12 protein-coding genes are annotated in these 18,051 nt (G+C 34.6%); 7 read left to right on the forward strand and 5 right to left on the reverse strand.

What is annotated here, in order from left to right:
* Window positions 1-128 precede the first annotated feature (128 nt).
* The 3 genes from OH814_RS03935 to OH814_RS03945 all read left to right on the forward strand — a co-directional run bounded on the left by OH814_RS03935 (window position 129) and on the right by OH814_RS03945 (window position 7,595).
* Window positions 129-3,728 carry a choice-of-anchor L domain-containing protein gene (locus tag OH814_RS03935; protein ID WP_308827189.1) on the forward strand — a complete coding sequence of 1,200 codons (3,600 nt, stop codon included), beginning with the start codon at window positions 129-131 and terminating at the stop codon, window positions 3,726-3,728.
* Between the two features lie 454 nt (window positions 3,729-4,182).
* Window positions 4,183-6,678, forward strand: a complete 2,496-nt coding sequence (locus OH814_RS03940; protein WP_308827190.1) for an ATP-dependent Clp protease ATP-binding subunit — start codon at window positions 4,183-4,185, stop codon at window positions 6,676-6,678.
* Between the two features lie 68 nt (window positions 6,679-6,746).
* Window positions 6,747-7,595 carry a lytic transglycosylase domain-containing protein gene (locus OH814_RS03945; protein ID WP_201133702.1) on the forward strand — a complete coding sequence of 283 codons (849 nt, stop codon included), beginning with the start codon at window positions 6,747-6,749 and terminating at the stop codon, window positions 7,593-7,595.
* Window positions 7,596-7,645: 50 nt separating this feature from the next.
* On the opposite strand, the gene OH814_RS03950 is transcribed toward OH814_RS03945, so the two are convergent.
* From OH814_RS03950 to OH814_RS03965, 4 genes are all read right to left on the reverse strand, one after another.
* Window positions 7,646-8,776 (reverse strand): hypothetical protein, encoded by a 1,131-nt coding sequence (locus OH814_RS03950; RefSeq protein WP_308827191.1) that lies wholly within the window; start codon window positions 8,774-8,776, stop codon window positions 7,646-7,648.
* Window positions 8,777-8,988: 212 nt separating this feature from the next.
* Entirely contained in the window at window positions 8,989-11,271 is a 2,283-nt protein-coding gene (locus OH814_RS03955; RefSeq protein ID WP_308827192.1) for a cation:proton antiporter, read from the reverse strand.
* A gap of 181 nt (window positions 11,272-11,452) precedes the next feature.
* Entirely contained in the window at window positions 11,453-13,174 is a 1,722-nt protein-coding gene (locus OH814_RS03960; RefSeq protein ID WP_308827193.1) for a cellulase family glycosylhydrolase, read from the reverse strand.
* A gap of 215 nt (window positions 13,175-13,389) precedes the next feature.
* A complete protein-coding gene (locus OH814_RS03965; protein ID WP_308827194.1) occupies window positions 13,390-14,352 on the reverse strand; it encodes a Gfo/Idh/MocA family oxidoreductase in 963 nt (320 codons plus the stop codon).
* A 122-nt stretch (window positions 14,353-14,474) separates the two neighbouring features.
* Here OH814_RS03965 and OH814_RS03970 point away from each other — a divergent pair, with 122 nt between their 5' ends.
* The 4 genes from OH814_RS03970 to OH814_RS03985 all read left to right on the forward strand — a co-directional run bounded on the left by OH814_RS03970 (window position 14,475) and on the right by OH814_RS03985 (window position 17,417).
* On the forward strand, window positions 14,475-15,125 hold the full coding sequence (locus OH814_RS03970) for a protein-L-isoaspartate(D-aspartate) O-methyltransferase (protein ID WP_308827195.1): 651 nt from the start codon (window positions 14,475-14,477) through the stop codon (window positions 15,123-15,125).
* 345 nt (window positions 15,126-15,470) lie between these two features.
* Window positions 15,471-15,866 (forward strand): DUF1801 domain-containing protein, encoded by a 396-nt coding sequence (locus tag OH814_RS03975; protein ID WP_308827196.1) that lies wholly within the window; start codon window positions 15,471-15,473, stop codon window positions 15,864-15,866.
* Window positions 15,867-16,011: 145 nt separating this feature from the next.
* Window positions 16,012-16,980 (forward strand): D-glycerate dehydrogenase, encoded by a 969-nt coding sequence (locus OH814_RS03980; RefSeq protein ID WP_308827197.1) that lies wholly within the window; start codon window positions 16,012-16,014, stop codon window positions 16,978-16,980.
* 137 nt (window positions 16,981-17,117) lie between these two features.
* Entirely contained in the window at window positions 17,118-17,417 is a 300-nt protein-coding gene (locus OH814_RS03985; protein WP_123887240.1) for a hypothetical protein, read from the forward strand.
* A gap of 79 nt (window positions 17,418-17,496) precedes the next feature.
* Here the strand turns inward: OH814_RS03985 and OH814_RS03990 are convergent, their stop codons facing one another.
* Window positions 17,497-18,033 carry a dihydrofolate reductase family protein gene (locus OH814_RS03990; protein ID WP_123887241.1) on the reverse strand — a complete coding sequence of 179 codons (537 nt, stop codon included), beginning with the start codon at window positions 18,031-18,033 and terminating at the stop codon, window positions 17,497-17,499.
* Between the last annotated feature and the right edge of the window lie 18 nt (window positions 18,034-18,051).

Genomic DNA, 18,051 nt, shown 5'->3' on the forward strand with positions numbered 1-18,051 from the left:
TTTTTTTGTTTCATTTCTAAATGAAACTGAAAATCTGGCCTTTATATAATTGTGTTAAAACCAATGTAATTGTTTTTCGCTTAAATTTTAATCAAAAAAAATAGTATTTTTGTTAAAAATAGTTTAAAATGTTAAATGGTCGATTACAATATTTGCTTCTTGTTTTCATGCTTCTTGGTAATTTTACGTTTTCCCAGAGAAAAATAAGTAAAAGTACCAGTAAGCCATCTAGTCTGACGATGAAAGCAGGAGTGTTTATTGATGTCAATGCAGCAAATTACGTCGAATCCTCTTATAGTATAACACAATTGGTAACAGATGTGCTTATTGCTGGCGGTTCTTCATGTTCTACTGCAAATGTTTCTAATGTAGTAGTTTCTCCAAATCTTTTGGCGGGTGACCCAACCAGAAGTTGGGGTTTTTTTAATAAAGGAACCACAAATTTTCCTTTTTCTAAAGGTATTGTACTTACGACGGGGCATGCAAGGAAATCAGGGAATGCTTATCAGATAGGTGAATTAAGTGATCCGCTTCCGACTCAGGGAGATATCGATTTGGCTGCAGCATTAGGAATTTCTAATAATTTGCTAAAAGATGCCAGTTATATAGAATTTGACTTTGTTCCGACAGCAACTGAAGTTAAATTCAGGTATTTATTTGCTTCTGAGGAATATTTTGGGGATTACCCTTGTCAATATACAGATGGTTTTGCATTATTATTAAAACCTAATACTCCAGGATCTACGTATACAAACTTAGCAGTTTTACCTGGCGGTGCCGGTCCTGTAAGTGTAAAAAACATTCGTCCTGCAACCGAATTTGATGGTTCTACAATGACTTGCGGAGCATTAAATGCTGCATATTTTGGAGGTTATAATACATCAAATATAGAAACAAATTTTAGTGGAAGAACAATCCCATTGACGGCAAATGCAACTGTTGTTCCGGGGCAATCTTATCATTTTAAAATGGTTTTAGCAGACAATCAGGATTTCAGATATGATTCAGGTGTATTCTTAGAAGCAGGCTCTTTCGATATTGGTGTACAGATTTTAGGTCCGGGAGGAGTTCAGCTTCCTGCATCAATTAACGTTTGTGATAATGCTCCACAAACTTTTACAGCTTCTACCCAAGTTCCGAATGCGACTTATGTTTGGTATCTTAATAATGTGGTTATTCCAGGCGCAACCGGAGCTTCATACACGGCTACACAACCGGGAGTTTACAAAGTTGAGGTCACCCTTCCGGGGAATTCATGTCCTGGTTCTGCTACAGTAACGATTGTTGGCGGAACTTCTCCGACGGTACAAAACGCGACATTAACAAGTTGCTACACAGCAGGCAACGCTATTTTTGATTTAACATCAGCTCAAGCGGCAATAAGCACAACTCCGGGAGCTAATTTTTCATACTATATCAATCAGGCGGATGCAAATGCAGGAAACGCAAATACAATTGCAGCCCCTACAACATTCTCAAGTGCAGGAAATCAGACCATTTATGTATTGGTAAAAAATGGTTTCTGTTCTAAAGTTGCACAACTTCAATTGGTAAAAGCTCCGCAAATTACAGCCACTATCGCAACGCCAACAGCTTTAACGTGTACGAATAGTCAAGTAACGCTTAATGCTTCAGCGTCAGTTTATCCTGCTGGATCTACATTTTCATGGACGACTACAGGTGGTAACATTGTATCAGGAGGGAATACATTAAACCCTATAGTTAACACAGCAGGGACTTATACTTTAACCATTACAAATACATACCAACCCGGTAACATTGTTTGTACAAGTACGGCTAATGTGACTGTTGTAGGAGATAGTACCCCGCCAACAACCACACTTACAGCAAGTAAAATTTTAATTTGTGCAGGTGAAACGGTAACACTTACTGCAGGAGGCGGTACTACTTATACCTGGAATGGGCTTACCGGAACAGGAAATACACAAACGGTAACTCCGGCTACAACTACAACATATACCGTTACAGCAAACGGAGCAAACGGATGTACTTCTACAACGCCTGCAACAATAACGATTGAGGTTTCACAACCAATCACAGTACAGAATGCAACACTCCTGAAATGTTATCAGCAAGGAAATATTACATATGATTTAACATCAGCACAACCACAAATTACTACTGTGGGAACTGCAACTTTTGCATATTATTTACTTCAGGCAGATGCAAATGCAGGAAATGCCAATACGATTGCTGCTCCTACAACATTTCAAAGTGCAGGTAACCAGACGATCTATGTATTGGTCAAAAACGGAGGCTGTAGCTATGTAGTAACATTACAGTTGCGGACTACTGCTGTTACAAATTTAACAATAGCTGCTCCGCAAACAATTACCTGTACGGTTCCTCAGATTACATTGAATGCAACGGCATCTACAGTTCCCGCTGGTTCAACGATTTTGTGGACGACTGCAGGTGGAAATATCGTTTCAGGAGCCAATACTTTAAGCCCTGTAGTGAATGCAGGAGGTGCTTATACTTTAACGGTAACTAATGTTACCCAACCGGGAAACTTAACATGTACTTTTACAGCAACCGTAAATGTTATTGAAGATAAAGTTTTACCTGTAGTCACCTTAACTTCTTCTGTTGCGCAGATTTGCCCGGGTGAATCTGTAACACTTACAGCGACAGGCGGAGTAACGTATACTTGGGCAAATTTAACAGGAACAGGCAACACGCAGGTTGTTTCGCCTGCAACTACAACAGTTTATTCTGTTACTGCAACAGGTGCAAATGGATGTGTATCTGCAGCTCCTGCAACCATTACGATCATTGTGGGGCCACCAACAGCTTTCATAGCAGCATCAAAAGCAAAAATCTGTGCAGGTGAGTCTGTAACATTAACGGCAAGTGGCGGTTTTACCTATAACTGGACAGGTCTTACCGGAAATGGAAATACACAAGTTGTAACTCCGACAGTTACTACCACATACGAAGTTTTTGCGTTGGGAGGAAACGGTTGCGTATCAACGATACCTGCAAAAATTACCATTGAAGTGGTTCCGGCAATAGTTTCTGCGTTAGCAGATGTATATGTTTGTGCCGGAGATCCTGCAACACTAGATGCAGGTGCAGGACCAAATTATACTTACCTATGGAGTACAGGTGCCACTACACAGACGATTACTACCAATGTTCCGGGTTCTTATTCTGTTGAGATCAGCAATGGAGTATGTTCTAAACTGTTTACCGTACAGATTATTAATCCTGATCTTCCGCAATTCACCAATGTGGTTTACGATAAGGAAATGCTTACTATTTCGGCTACAAATCCTACTGGTGGAGTTTTGGAGTATTCTATTGATGGTGGAGTAAATTGGCAGGTTTCAAACATATTTTATAATGTATTGAGAAACGCTAACTACAAATTAATGGTAAGAACACAGGGCGCAAAGTGTGGTAATTCGCTAGAGTTTTTTACGTTCGTATTAAGCAATGCTATTACTCCAAATAATGATGGAGTGAATGATTATATTGATTTTAAAGGAATCAGCAATTACAAAAACTTTGCAGCTTCAATATTTGATAGATATGGTGCCGAATTATTCAAGGCAGATAACAAATCAAATACCATGTGGAACGGATCTTTAAAAGGCATTAATTTACCAACAGCTACGTATTGGTACCGTGTGCAATGGGAAAACCCTGCAAGTAAAAAACTTGAATTAAAATCAGGATGGATTCTTCTGAAAAATAGAGATTAAATCTATTAAAAAAATAACAACAAAGCCTTTCCAAGTAAGAAAGGCTTTGTTTGTTTGATAAGGTATTATTAATTTTTAAAGTAATTCAAATTGAATCTTAGTGAGAAATTTTAAAACAAATATGAATTGATTTGATAAAGTAATGTTCTCAAGCTTTGCTAAGTAAATTTATTTGCCTTTGTTTCTAAAATATAAAACTGAAATATAAATCTTTGCGTCAAAAAAGTTTCATATTTAATGATTTTAGAACTCTTTTCATTATTCTTATCTTAATTTGATTAATCAATCAATTAATATTCTTTTCGAAATAAAGAATAATATCATAGCAAACTTGTTTTCAAGACAAATAAATCACGGCAATTGTAAATAAACATTATTTAATTTTAATGATTGACAAAAAAAACTTATTTTAGTTATACCAAAAAATGTCAAAAATATTAATATTAAAATATAAATGGGAGTACTTGTTACCAACGAGACAGTAAAGCAACTGTTTCATATTGCACAGTCGATTGCAAGAGAAAATTACAACGCCACTTATAGCGGTCCGCATATTTTGCAGGCTTTAATGCATAAAGATATAGGCTTAAACGAGTTTCTGAAAACCATAGATAAAGATCCGGGATATTTCTACGAATGGGCAGATGTACGCATCGAAGATTATCCCAAGACGAGCCATCTTCCGGCAGAAGTTGGAGAAGGAGAGTTTGTAGATCAGATTTTGGAAGAAGCAGATGACATTCGTTTAAAGCTTGGCTTAGATGAGATTACTCCGATCTGTATTCTTACAGCGATTGTGAAACCGCAGGTTGCTTTTACGCTGCAACAGTTAAAATCACTTCCTTTAAGAGAACATGAGATTTTCAATTTATATCGAAAAGATACTCCTTTTGCTGCTTCAGATAACGGCGATATTTCATCTCTATTTGGAGGGTCTTCAGACTTTTCAGATTCTTCTTTTCCATCCATTAAAAGCTATTGCGTAGACCGAACAGTACAAGCGAGAAATGGTGAAATAGAAAATATTATAGGTAGAGATAAAGAACTTAGGATGTTGGTGGAAATTCTCTGCCGCAGAAGTAAGCCCAATGTAATTATCGTCGGTGAGCCTGGGGTTGGTAAAACAGCTTTGGTTGAAGGTTTTGCAACAGAAATCATCAAAGGAAATGTTCCGGAAATGCTTAAAAATGCAACTTTGCTTGAATTGGATACCGGTGCTTTATTGGCAGGAACTTCTTATAAAGGTGAAATTGAAGACCGTCTTAAAAAAGTAATCAACGAATGCAAAAAAATTGAAAAAGCAGTTTTATTTATTGATGAAATTCACACGCTTTTAGACCCGAAAGGCAGCATCGGAAATATCGGAAATATCCTTAAACCAGAATTGGCAAGAGGTGAAATTACCGTAATCGGAGCAACTACTCAGGAAGAATACAGAAAAATTATAGAACCTGAACAGGCTTTTAACCGCCGTTTTGAAGTTTTAACAGTTCTTGAGCCGGACGAAAAAACTTGTGTTAAAATGATCGATGTTTTGCTGGATGGCTATAAAAAACATCACGGTATTGAAGTTGAAAAAAATGCAATTCCCGAATGTGTGCGCTTGGCAAAACGTTACGCAAAAGGTAAAAAACTTCCCGATGCAGCGATTGATCTTTTAGACCGGACAATGGCGGCAATAAAAATGCTCGATGAACTTTCAGAAAAAGAGTTGGAAAGCTGGAAAGAAATCTATGAAAATATTTTGACAGAAGAATATTTTGATGAAAAAGATAAGGCAGACGAATTGATTTGGAATTACAATTTATTACGAGATAAAATCAGCCCTATTTTGTGGGGTTCTCTAAGTGAACAACCGCAAATCGACAATTCGATGCCGACAGAATCAATTCAGAAAATAATAGAAGAAACATATGCCGAACTTTTACAACATGCGGCTATAAAAAGAGAAAAAGTAGACCGTTTGGAATTGGCGGCGGTAATGGCTGCGAAAACGAATATTCCGATTGGAAAAATTCAGGCTCAGGAAAAAGAAAAGCTTCTGAATATGGAAGGTCTTCTGATGAACAGAGTCGTTGGCCAGGATCACGCTTTGAAAATTCTTTCGGACGCTATTGTAGAAAACCGAAGTGGATTAAACAAGCCTGGACAACCCATTGGATCATTCTTCCTTTTAGGCCCGACCGGAACCGGAAAAACAGAATTGGCAAAATCGATGGCAGAATTGCTTTTCAATGATGAAAAAGCGATGGTACGTTTCGATATGTCAGAATTTAAAGAAGAACATTCTGCAGCTCTTTTATACGGAGCGCCTCCGGGTTACGTAGGTTACGAAGAAGGTGGGATGTTGGTGAATAAAATCAGGCAACAACCTTACACCGTAGTTTTATTTGATGAAATTGAAAAAGCGCATCATTCAGTTTTTGATGTGTTTTTACAGATTATGGACGAAGGAAAAGTTCATGACAAGCTTGGAAAAGAAGGAGATTTCAGCAACGCTTTGATTTTGTTTACTTCAAATATCGGAAGTGAAGAAATTGTAAAACAGTTTGAAGAAGGAAAAGTTCCCGAATCGAATTCATTGATGCAGATTATGTCAAATTCTGGAAAATTCAGACCCGAATTTTTGGCGAGAATTACAGAAATTATTCCTTTTGCACCGATTACAGAATCTATTGCAGAAAGAATCTTTAATATCCAGCTGAAATCACTTCATAACTCATTAACAAGATTGGGAATGAGCTTGAAAATTAGTGATGAAGCGGTAAAGAATTTAGCATTAAATGGATTCAGCAGTAAATATGGAGCAAGACAGATTTCCGGGGTAATCAGATCGCAACTGGCAAGACCAATTTCGAAAATGATTGTAAGAGAAGAAGTGAAATCCGGGCAAAATCTTTCGGTAGAATGGAATAGCGAAGAAGAAAAAATCAGCTGGAAAGTAGATTAATTGTTGCTCAATCGGAAATGAAATTTTAAAAAAACGTCTTTGCGATTGAGTAGCTTTACCCAAATAAAATGAAAACGAATCTCAAGAAAATTATAGTATCGGCAGTATTCCTGAGCTGTTCACATTTTGTGAATGCGCAGTTTCTTGCTGCTTCAGACACTTCGGAAAGCAGTGTAAGAAAATACAAGAATATCATAGAAGCCAACAAGGAAATTGTGACATTTATCGAATTTTCTATGGTTGAGAAAGGGTTGCCAAAGCATTTGAGAAATTTAGCTTTAATAGAATCTCATTTTAACCGAAATATTACTTCACATGCAGGAGCGGTAGGAGTTTGGCAGTTTATGACCGCTCATGCCAATCAATACGGATTAACAGAAGACCGCCGAAATGATTTATACAGAAGTACAAAAACAGCTGCCGTTTCGCTGAAAAATCTGTATAAAAAATATAACAATTGGGTAACCGTTGTTGCTGCTTATAATTGTGGAGAAGGAAATATTGCCAAAGCGATGCAGGCTGCAAACTCTACACAATACCATGTTTTTTCTAAATATTTGCCTGCGGAAACCATTAATCATGTGAAGAAATACTTGAATGCATGTTATGCAACAGGAGAATTAAACTCGGTTTTGGCAAATTATAATGATTCCAGAACGATTCATCTTTTAAATAATAGGGCGACAAACTCTCAGGAAATTGCTTTGTCGGAAACCGAAATTAATGCAGGATTTAAGCTGGGCGTAATTGCAGAAGAATTAAAAATTAATATGAATGATCTTCTGGGTTGGAATCCTGAAATTGTAAGCACATTAGAGAATGATGGAGAAAGCAAACTCTTTCTTCCTACAGATTTGATGCCCGATTTCTTAATGAAAAAAAATGCAATTCTTTCTAAATCGATACGTACAAAATAATTTAAAATAAAAAATCCGAGAGTAATACTTCGGATTTTGTTTTATAGGACTTAAACAGATTCTATTTCAATTTCTTTTGTTTCGTTATTCCGCTCAATAATGATTTTCATTTTTGAACCGAAAAATTTTCTTAGAAAAGAGTACATTTCACAATTGTTTGTTGGAGGTGTTTCACCATTAATACTTATCAAAGTATCACCTGGAACCAAATTTTCGACTTTTGCAGAAAGTCTTGTTATCATACTTTTTTCTTTCTCAACATTATAACCGACAGAAAAACCTATATTATATAGAGCATTATCATTAATGCTTTCAGTATTCTGATTTACCTGTTTTATAAAAAGTTTGTGATTTTTTAAATCTAAATAGGAAATAAACTGTTTGCTAAAATCAAATCCCATATTATTAAAATCATTTTTTGATGTTTCAAAAACCTGATTTTTTACAGTGAGGTTTCCGACCTCTAGTGGAGAATTGTAAACTTTGTAATGTATATCTTCATCATTATTAACGCCATGTATTCCAATGCTACTTCCTTTACTTTTATAGGAAATGTGTTGTGCTGTTTTGATATAGTTCTCAAGCTTATAATTTGTTGTACTTATTCCGTAAGCGCTTCCTGTATCAAAAAGAGCGTATCTTGTCTCTCCTCCAATCTTTATGGGAACCGCCGGACTTTTTTTTTGAAGTTTCATTTTGGTAAAACCCTTCAATTGACTTTCATTAAAATCCGAGTGATGATGAAAAATAATTTTTTTACTGTCAGGATTTATTTCCACAATATAATTTTCCATGACATCACGTCCGATAATTCCACTTATCTTTAAGTTCGTGCAACTCATTTTTGAGAATAAACTTAAATCTGTATAAATAACTTCTTGGTTAAGGTAGTTTTGATTTAAAAAATTAAAAGAAAAATTCACTGCATTCATCGATTTCCTTTCACTGCCAATTCCACCTATATTTTCAATCTTTTTTGAGATTGGAAGATTAGGAAAAACCTCAGAATTTATACATGTTTTATATGCTCCGGTATCAAAAACAAATTGATGATTTTTACCTTCTACCCATACATGAACAATAGGAAATCCATCTATAATTTCAAACGGTACTGATAACTCTTGAGCTTGGTTTTTCGTAAAAGATAGAAATAGAATAAAGAATAAGAAAAGTTTGTACATGGTAGATTAAAAATATTTAATATTAAAAATAATGTTTTTTGTCCCTTTATGAAATTTATCTCTTTCTAAAGATATAAAAAAATGTTGAAAATGCTTTAAATACAAAAGATTGACGTATATAAAATCTCATTATGCAAAACTTAAAAGACCGAAACTCATCAAGTTCCGGTCTTTTTTAAAATATCAATATCTAAATTTATGAAAATTATTAATTAAGGATTTGAAATGATCAGTGTTGAAGGGATATCTGATAGCCAAAGACTTTTAGAATCGATCAAACCTCGCCAGCTTTTTTTGCTGATTAACATTAAATCTTGGGCCTGTAAAAACTCCTTTTCAATCTGTTTTTCGTTATATAAAGTGATGTGATTGGGTGCAACCTGTTCGATGCTTCTGATGAGCTCTTTCACTTCAATATTGTTTCTGATCTGTCCTGCAACATCCAAAATAATGATTTGGGAATTATTATTGTTAATCAGTCTTTTCGCATATTCAAGTAAATAAAAATCACTTAAATTAAAGATAGGAATGAATACTCTGTCTGCCGAATTAAAATCTCTGTCTACCAAAACTCCGACAGGAATATTGGTGTTATCGAGAATCTGCAGCGTAGAATCATCGAATGGCGAATTGTTGAAAATATTACTTTTCCCTTTTACAGTGTTCAGTAATTTTTCAGGATTAATAATTTTTGTGGTGAAACCTAAAAGTCTTCCGAGTAAGCTTCCTTCGTACATTGATTTTCCGAGCATGATCAAAAGAAGGTCGTAATTTCCTTTGTTCGAAATATTCGTCAGATCATTTTCAATATCGGTGGAAGCTTTGAAAAGGATAGCGACTTCAAGCTGAAGTTCCTGCGAAGTTTCAATCACATTTTTGAACTGTTCTTTCTCAAAATTATCGATATCAAAAGCGTGCAATTCATCTACAGGAGCAATATTCATGGCGGTTACGCTTTTGTTGCCATTCATTTTATGCGTAAGATTATCGGCAAGTTTCAGTAATGTACTTCCTGATTCCGGAGTTTCAAAAGATAAAAGGACTCGGTATTTTGCATCGTTTTCATCATGTTCTTCCTCTTCCAGTGACGATTTTTTTCCTTTAAAGAAATAATTGATCATATCAAGACAAGGCCCGGTCATAAATGTGGTGAATAATGCCATGATGACCAACATTGTAAATAATTCAGGGCCTAACACTCCAAGATCGTAACCGATATTTAAAACAATTAATTCTGTTAAACCTCTCGTATTCATCAACGCGCCAATTGTAAGACTGTCTTTCCAGTTTAGTTTTAAAAATTTAGCAGTTAATGCACTTCCCACAAATTTCCCGATTACGGCGGTAAGAATAATAAATCCGCCTATTTTCCAAAGATGTGGGTCATTTAGTAACCCGATTTGTGTTCTTAAACCAGTAAATACAAAGAAAAGAGGAAGCAATAATACCAAGGCAACATCTTCTATTTTTTCGATGAAAAGATTCCTGAATTTTACGTTTTCAGGCATGATTGCTCCAGCCATGAAAGCTCCGAATAAAGCATGAATTCCGATAACTTCTGTGGCATAAGATGAGATAATTAAGATTAAGAAAAATACGGCAACCAATGCTTTGCTGATAAAACCTTTTCCTTTCTGAGATTCTGCAATTCTATGTAAAAAGGGTCTCACCGCTTTAATCATGATGAAAACATAAACTATCGCCATGATAATAACGAAAATTGACCCTGAGAAAGATCCTGCTTTTACCACTGCAATTACCGCTGCCAAAATACACCATGCTGTAATATCATCAGCTGCGGCACAGGTAATAACGACGGTTCCGATTTTGGTTTTGTGTAAATTTCTTTCCTGTACAATTCTGGCGAGAACCGGAAATGCAGTGATACTCATTGCAATCGCTATAAATAAAGCAAAGGAACTGAACTGAATTCCTTCTGGAGCAAATTCTTTATAAATAAAATAAGACAGCCCAACTCCCAACGCAAAAGGGATGATAATACTTGCGTGACTGATCACAACTGCATCGTGTGCTTTTTTTCTTAAAACACTTAAATCAAGCTCCATTCCGACAATATACATGAAGAGAATCAAACCAATCTGGCTTAAAAACTGTAAGTTTCCTAATGATTCTGTCGGAAAAATAAATGCTGAAAGCTCAGGAAAATATAATCCGAAAAGTGATGGCCCTAAAACAATTCCGGCAATCATTTCTCCGATTACGGAAGGCTGTTTTAGTTTCATACAAATCCAGCCGAATAATTTTGCCACCAAAATAATGGTAACAATCTGAGCCAGTAAAAGTGCTAAAGGATGATGAAGGTTTGATAAAAAAGAATCAGTAAAATTTTCCCACATCGTCGTGCCTGTTGCTTTGCTTGGAGGAATATTTTCTCCTATTTCGAGGGTTTTTCCTTCCACAAAAAACCAGTACATCAATGTCGAGAAAAATATAATCGTTGCTATATAAAAAATGATATTTCTATATTTCCCCATAATCATTAGTCATTTATTTGAGTGTAAATTTCTAAAGAATAAACGGATGTAAAAACTTGTTTTTTTTGAAATGTAACGAATACGCAGAATAATGTAATGAAAAGAATAAAGATGTAATTTAAACCTGATTAAAATCCATCCCATTTAGAAAATAAAAAGGATGGATTGTGTAAGGTTCTTATTATTTTAATTCAAAATAAGCCAGATTGACGCCGTCGTTTTCAAAAATAATTCTGATTTTATTTTCTCCTTTTATAAGGTTGATGCCCTTTTTGGAAACCGTTTTCCAATTTTCAGTTCCGCCTGTTGCATCTAAAGAAATTGTTGATAATAGTTTTCCTGTAGCATCTTCAATTCTTATTTTTGCATTGCTAATGCTGGCATATTTTAGGTCTAAAGAATAGATTTTATTTGTTTTGGAATTGATTGTGTACTGAAGCCATTCTCCGGATTCAGTTTTTCCGACGTAATATTGATTGTCATTGGTTTTATAAATATCAACACCATCATTTCTAAGCTGATTTCCCGAATTCCATTCTGATCTTTTTGCCGGATCACTCACCCAAAGATTGATAAAATCTTTATCTGAATAAGCAGATCCTATTCTTCCAAGATCATAATCCGTTGCAAATATTTTTCCGGGAGCCTGATGATTTTTAAAAGGTTTTGTAGAATCATCAGTTGTCTGTCTGAACATCGCATCGGTTACGTCTTTTTTAATCTCGGTATTGCTAAATTTATAGTTGTCTGCAATTTTCATTAAAGCTTTCTCTGCAAATTCTTTCGAAGGTTTCTCACCGCCATTTTTCCAGTAATCTAATAGTTTTTGATATTCCGGAGTGATTTTTACATTGTTGATTCCTGCAATATTATCAATTTTTTTCATGGGCCAAAATGCATAACCGATATTGTGTTTATCCAGTAACTGAATCAGTTCCGTAAACCAGACATTAGAATTTTCGCCGGTTTCTCCCAACCAAATAGGAATATTATATTTTTCCCTTAGATCTAAAATAAACTTTAACGTTGCATCATCATTGTAGTTCCAGTATTTATGAAAACTAAAAACGAGATTGTCGTCCCAAAGCGGTGTTAGACCATTGTAATTATTTCCCCAACCGTTTCCTTCAAGAAAAATAATATGCTTTTTGTCAACGGTACGAATGGCTTCGGTGATTTCTTTTTGAAGTTTCCACAGGGGAGCATTTGACATTTCATCTGTTCCGTTCTGATTTTTCCCTGTGAAATTAATATTCGGTTCGTTAATCAAATCATATCCGCCGATCCACGTTTCATCTTTATATCTTTCTGCTAATTTTTTCCAAAGTGCAATTGTTTTTTTCTGATTTTCCTCACTTTCCCAAAGAGAAGGTTTCGATTTGTCATTATCAGAAATATTCACATCATTTCCTTGTCCGCCCGGAGCTGCATGAAGATCAAGAATTAAATAAATTTTATTGTCTTTGCACCATTTCAAAAGATCATCGGTCATTATAAAACCTTCTTCCAGCCAGGTATTTTGTCCTTTTATCTTTTCTTTTTCGATAGGCAAAGTGTAAAGATTATAATGCATTGGAAGACGGATCGAGTTAAACCCTGACTTTGCTAAAAAATCAATATCCTGTTTTGTGATTCCGTTTTTTAAATAGGCTTTATAGAAATTTTCCATTCCATCCTTACCGATGAGTTCTGCAATTTTTTCTTTGATCTTATATTGTGGTCCTGCAAAATCTGCAGTTTTCAGCATATAACCTTCCTGCAGCATCCATCCTCCTAAACCTAAGCCTCGAAGTTGAATATTTTCACCTTTATCATTAATTATTTTCTGTCCTTGTGTTTTTAACAACTGTGATGTCCCAAATTGAGACAATAAAAAAGCAGATAATAGAATGGCTCCTTTCATAATGGTTATTTTAAATATTAGGGAAAATTTTTAGAATTTTGAATTTAACAAATATATTTAAAATATTTAAATAAAATCAAATATGAAATTACAGGATTTAGTTCTTCACAAGCTTATAAAATATTTACAGAAAGTTATGTCAAGATGCTAATTTTTTCTTCAATAAAAAAAACGGACTTTAGCCCGTTTCTATTGATATTGAAAAATATTTTAATCTAAGAAATCAACTTCATAATCTCTAAAGCTACTTTCAACGCTTCAGTTCCATCTTCCAGAGAAACTTCTACATTTTTATCTTCTAAAATGGCATCAGCAAAAGAATTTAATTCATCCAAAATCGCATTATTTGCCTGAATATTTGGGTATTCAAATAAAATCTGATTTTTTTCACCTTCTGCATTTTCAATAATCATATCAAAAGGAGTAGGATTTTCGGGCGCATCTTTCATTCTGATAACCTCAGCTTTTTTCTCTAAGAAATCAACAGAAATATAAGCGTCTTTCTGGAAAAAACGACTCTTTCTCATCGCCTTCATCGAAATTCTGGAAGTCGTCAAATTGGCAACACAGCCATTTTCAAACTCAATTCTTGCATTGGTAATATCCGGAGTTTTACTTACCACACAAACGCCGCTTGCATGAATGTTTTTTACTTTAGATTTTACCACACTCAACAAAATATCAAGATCGTGAATCATTAAATCTAAAACTACAGAAACATCAGTTCCGCGAGGATTAAATTCTGCTAAACGGTGAATCTCAATAAACATCGGATTTTGAATGTAATCTTTTGCGCCAATAAACGCAGGATTGTATCTTTCAACGTGGCCAACCTGTGCTTTGATGCCGTTTTCTCGACATTTTGAGAGAATTTCTTCAGCCTGTTCAAGCGTCTGAGTTACCGGTTTTTCGATGAAAAAATGAAGCCCTTTTTCGATAGCTTTCAGAGCATAATCATAATGATACAATGTTGGTGTTACAATATCCAACATTTCGATTTGATCTAATAATTCATCAAAATTTTCAAAATATTTGTATCCGAATTCAGCTTCTAGCTTTCTTCCGTTTTCTATATCTTTATCGTGGAAACCTACGAAATCGTATTTATCAGATTGATTAAGAAGTCTTAAATGTATCTTTCCTAAATGTCCGGCGCCTACCAAACCTGCTTTTAACATAGCGTTGTAATTTTTGTAAAGATAATAATTTTAGGTGTTCGGAAATAGATGATAGGTTTTAGGTTGATACGTATTGATTGTTTTTTTACTTTTGTAGCTACACTATCTAATAACTGTTGATGATGCACGATTCGTTTGTACATAAAGGGAAAAGGAAAAATTTGGTTGAATATCTCAGACACAAGATTGGGATATCGGATGAAAATGTACTTTCTGCAATAAATGAAGTACCAAGACACCTCTTTATAGAAAGCATTTTTGAAGATTTTGCATATGAAGACCGTGCTTTTCCGATATTGGCGCATCAGACGATTTCTCATCCTTCAACGGTGGCAGAGCAGTCTGAACTTTTGCAGGTGAAGGCTGGAGAAAAAGTGCTTGAAATAGGAACGGGTTGTGGTTACCAAACTGCAGTTTTATTGGCAATGAAAGCTTTAGTTTATACCGTTGAAAGACAAAAAGACCTTTTTGATTTTTCTAAAAAGAAGCTGCGTGAAATGCATCTTTATCCTAAATTCCAAAGCTTTGGAGATGGCTTTGCCGGACTTCCTACTTTTGCACCATTTGATAAAATTGTTGTGACTTGCGGAGCATCTGTTTTACCGACAGAATTATTAAAACAACTAAAAGTGGGTGGGAAAATGGTTATTCCTTTGGGTCCGACCGACCAACAGGTTTTATACCGATTCACTAAAATTTCTCCTACAGAAATTGAAAAGGAAGAATTCGGAGCTTACAAATTTGTTCCGATGTTGAATAATACAAATCAGTAGGCTGAAGATTAGTTCTCATAACCTGCAAATATACTATGAGCCAAGAAAAAAAGAATGCAATAAAATCAATAGTATTTTATTTAATAGCAATATTGATAATAGTTTTAATAAATGTTTCTGGCAAATTTAAATCTGGACCATGCACGCCAAACTTTGATGTTTTGTCGGTTTTCGTTTTAGCTATACTAAACGTTATTTTACTAATCATTAATGGTATAAAGGTATTTGTTTTGAAAAAAGAAATGAAACTTTCAACTATTATACATCTTGTTATTCTAGTAATTTGGATCATTTTATTACTTATAAATTAATTTGAATCCAATCAACTTTTAACTAAAATGATAGATGATTAACGCTGATATTTTTGATTATAACGAAAGACAAGCAGATTCAGATAAAGAAATTTGCATAAAACTTTCTCAATTGATTGATTCTGGGCTGAATGATGCTGAGAATAAAATCTGGCATGCACATCCGGTCTGGTTTTTAGAGGGAAATCCAATTGTGGGTTACAGTAAGCAGAAAAAAGGAATCCGCCTTATGTTTTGGAGCGGAAGATCCTTTAATGAAGAACAGTTGAATGTAGAAGGTGAAAAATTTCAGGATGCATCTGTATTTTATAATAATATGAATGAAATGAATGAAACTGATATTCTACGTTGGCTGAAAAAGTCTGTGGAAATTCAGTGGGATTATAAAAATATTGTAAAACGAAAAGGCGAATTAATTAGATTAAAATAATTTATTTAAAACCATTAACCTGAGATTTTTCGGAACGAAAATTGGACTTTAATTTGAATGAAATCAAGAAAATAAGTCAATAATAATTAATAGGAACCTCACTTGTAAAAGTAGTGAGGTTTTTATTTGTCTAAATAATAAAATAATGAAAGTTTTTATAAACAAAAGAATTCCCGAAACAGGAATTACAATGCTGGAGGAAGCCGGTTTGGAAGTTATAGTCCCTGAAAATGATGATTTGTCACATGAAGAATGGTTAGAATACTGTAAAAATACCGATACAATTTTAAATGTTGGCGCCAATAAATTTAATCAGGAATTTTTTGAGAAATGTCCAAATGTAAAGGCAATTGCATTGTTCAGCGTAGGTTTTGATCATGTTGATATTAAAGAAGCTACCAAAAGAAATATTCCGGTAGGAAATACGCCAGATGTTTTGAGTCGGGCTACTTCTGATGTTGCATTTTTATTGATGCAATCGGTTTCCAGAAGAACCAGTTTTTATTTTCAAAAAGTGAAAGATGGGAATTGGGGAAACTTTGATCCGCTTTATGAGCTCGGGCAGGAATTGTATGGTAAAACGTTGGGTATTTTCGGCTTAGGAAGAATTGGTTTTGAAATGGCTGAAAAATGTAAAAAAGCCTTCGGAATGAATATCATTTATCACAACAGAAATCATAATGAAGAAGCCGAAAAAGAACTGAATGCAAAATATGTTTCTTTTGATGAATTAATCGAGCAATCGGATGTTTTGAGTATTCATGCGAATTTTAAACCTGAACAAAGTGATCTTTTTAATGCTTCAGTTTTTGAAAGGATGAAAAAAAATGCAATTTTTGTGAATACAGCGAGAGGAGGTTTTCATAATCAGAAAGATTTGTATCAGGCTTTGGTTTCAGGGCAGATTTGGGGCGCTGGTTTAGACGTTACCAACCCGGAACCTATTGAAGATAATGATCCTATTTTACAATTGTCGAATGTGTGCGTTCTTCCACACATTGGTTCTGCAACGATCGAAGCCCGAAATGGTATGGCAAGGCTGGCTGCAGAAAATATTATTGCTTTTTCTAAAGGACAAAAAATGCCGCATATTGCAAATCCGGAAGTATATTAAACTTGGGATTCGATTTAATTTGAAATCTTTAAAAGAAAGTTGCAATTTTCCAACTCGATTCTTTCAACTTTTTCCATGTCTCTTATCCAATTGGAACCATTTTTGTCTATTCTAATTCAACACTAAATATAATTATTATGATCACTGAAGATAACAAAAACGAGCAGGACAGAAAACTGGAGGAAATGGATTACAGACCAAGTGAAGATATTTTCAATAAAGAGCAACATATTCCTTTGGATGGAGATGGTAATCCTATCACCAATCCCGGTCACGTCAACGACGGAATGCCTTATGGTTTAGATATTCCGGGAGCAGAGGATGATGATAATTTCGAACAAATCACAGATCAGCTTCCTGATGAAGAAAATAATCTATACAGCAGAAGCGATAATGAAGATGATCATGAAGAAGAAAATGACGATATAGTAAGCTAAAAGTTTAATCCCCGCTATTAATTTTGCGGGGATTTGTATGTTTAGAAAAAATTCGTAAAACTATTTCTATAGTTTGTTTTTATTCTGATTTTCTTTTATAATAAAGCTGTGTCAGTCCCGTCTCGTATGTTTTTGCACTCACAAACTGAAGCTCCTGTTCTGGTCTTCCGTCTTTAAAAAGTCTTGTTCCATTGCCTAATAAAACAGGAACAATAGAAATTATAAATTCATCTACCAAATCGTTCTTTAATAATTCGTTTATTATTTCTGAACCACCGTCACAATAAATGTTTTTTCCGTTTTCAGATTGTAGTTGTTTTACCAAATCAGTCAGATTTCCTGTGTAAAAAGTGGTTCTTCCAACATTGGGTTTTTCAGTTCTTGTAATGACATAGACATCTCTTTTCCCATTATCGTAATGAGATGATCCTAATTCTTTAAGCACATAATCATAAGTTTTTCGCCCGATAATTAAGGTGTCAATGTTTTCTGTAAATTCTGAATAACCATAATCTTCACCTTCTTTTTCTACAATTTTCAGGAAACTGAGGTCATCATTCGGTTTAGCAATATAACCGTCTAAACTTGTGGCAATAAAAAGTGATACTTTTCGCATGGTTTTATTTTATTTTAA

The sequence above is a fragment of the Chryseobacterium sp. CFS15 genome (genome assembly GCF_031118795.1).
Taxonomy (GTDB): domain Bacteria; phylum Bacteroidota; class Bacteroidia; order Flavobacteriales; family Weeksellaceae; genus Chryseobacterium; species Chryseobacterium indoltheticum.